The sequence below is a fragment of the Protofrankia sp. CiP1_Cm_nod4 genome (assembly GCF_982290645.1).
Window position 1 is genome coordinate 1,931 of sequence record NZ_CEVIVC010000240.1, and the last position, 1,576, is coordinate 3,506.

At 69.8% G+C, this 1,576-nt stretch carries 1 protein-coding gene; it reads left to right on the plus strand.

All coding sequences use genetic code 11. The annotated features are described in order from the left end of the window. The first annotated feature begins 513 nt into the window (after nucleotides 1–513). Nucleotides 514–1,539, plus strand: coding sequence for an NAD(P)/FAD-dependent oxidoreductase (locus tag AC5LSR_RS23540; RefSeq protein ID WP_250283251.1), 1,026 nt, complete (start codon nucleotides 514–516; stop codon nucleotides 1,537–1,539). Nucleotides 1,540–1,576: the final 37 nt, after the last annotated feature.

A 1,576-nucleotide genomic window follows, 5' to 3' on the forward strand; every position in this document is an offset into this window, starting at 1 on the left:
GGGGCTGGCGGGCCCGCCTGCACGGACGAGGAGTCACTGCCGGCATCCACAAGGCTCACCCTGCGATGGTACGGCGGGCCACCCCCTCCCGGCGCCGATCCCACCTCCTGCCCACCACGCGCCACGGCCACCGAGCCGGGCCAACGGGACCGTCGACCGGATCGCCGCCCGGCACGGACCGGAGATTTTTTCGGTGCCGGCCAGCGGGCCAGGAAGACGTGAGCGGGTTTCCAACAGTAAGCGCCCGGCACCAGGCCGGATTATCCGGCGGCCCGCCCAACTGATGACACGACCAGTTTCCTCCTGGTTTCGCCCGCCCTGCCGGAATATCCGGACCACAACCGTCAACAGGGAAACACCACCGTGAATGCGCACGTGCCGCGCCGACGTCGACGCACGTGTCGGGGCACCTCACTCTGCGATGCGGCAGGATGGGTAAAAAATTCTTCCAGTGGCGCTGTCCGGACCCGCATATCCGGTCCGGTCACGGCCACATGGCACCAGGAGTCGCATGTGGACGCACTGACCACTACTGGCCCTGACGGCTCGGCATCGGTGGATGTCGACACCGACATGTTGATCATCGGCGCCGGCCCGGCCGGCCTCTTCGGCGCCTACTACGCCGGATTCCGCGGGATGTCCGTGACGGTGATGGACTCGCTGCCCGAAGCCGGCGGCCAGGTCACCGCGATGTACCCGGAAAAGGTGATCTACGATGTAGCCGGGTTCCCCGCGGTGCGGGGCCGGGAGCTCATCGCCGCCCTCGTCGCCCAGGCCGGCGCGTTCTCCCCCAGCTACCTGCTCGGCCAGCAGGCGACCGAACTGGCCCACGAGGCCGATGCCGTCGTGGTCACCAGCGCGCAGGGCACGCGGGTGCGGGCGAAGGCCGTCGTCATCACCGGCGGGCTCGGGACGTTCACGCCGCGCCCGCTACCCGTCGGCAGCGACCATCTCGGCCGTGGCCTGGTCTACTTCGTCCCGAAACTGGACGTCTACGCCAACGCCGACGTCGTCATCGTCGGCGGGGGTGACAGCGCCTTCGACTGGGCGCTCGCCCTGGAGCCGCTGGCCCGGTCGGTGGTCCTCGTCCACCGGCGGGACCGGTTCCGCGCGCACGCGCACACCGTCGAGAAGGTGCTGGCCTCCAGCGTCGAGGTGCTCACGCACACCGAGGTCGCGACCATCCACGGGGACAGCCAGGTGGAGAAGGTCGAACTGCTGAACAACAAGTCCGGCGACCGCCAGGTCCGCCCGGCCCAGGCGATCGTCGCCGCCCTCGGGTTCACCGCCGACCTCGGCCCCCTGACCCGCTGGAACCTGACCGTCGAGAAGCGTCACATCGTGGTGGACACGACCATGGCGACCGGCGTCGAGCGGATCTTCGCCGCCGGCGACATCACCGAGTACCCGGGCAAGGTACGTCTGATCGCCACCGGTTTCGGTGAGGTCGCGACCGCGGTGAACAACGCGGCACCAGTCATCGACCCGTCCGCCAAGGTCTTCCCGGGCCACAGCTCCGACGACGGCCCCGCCGGCTGACACCCCGAAGCACCACCCGGGACGCCCGGGCACCCTG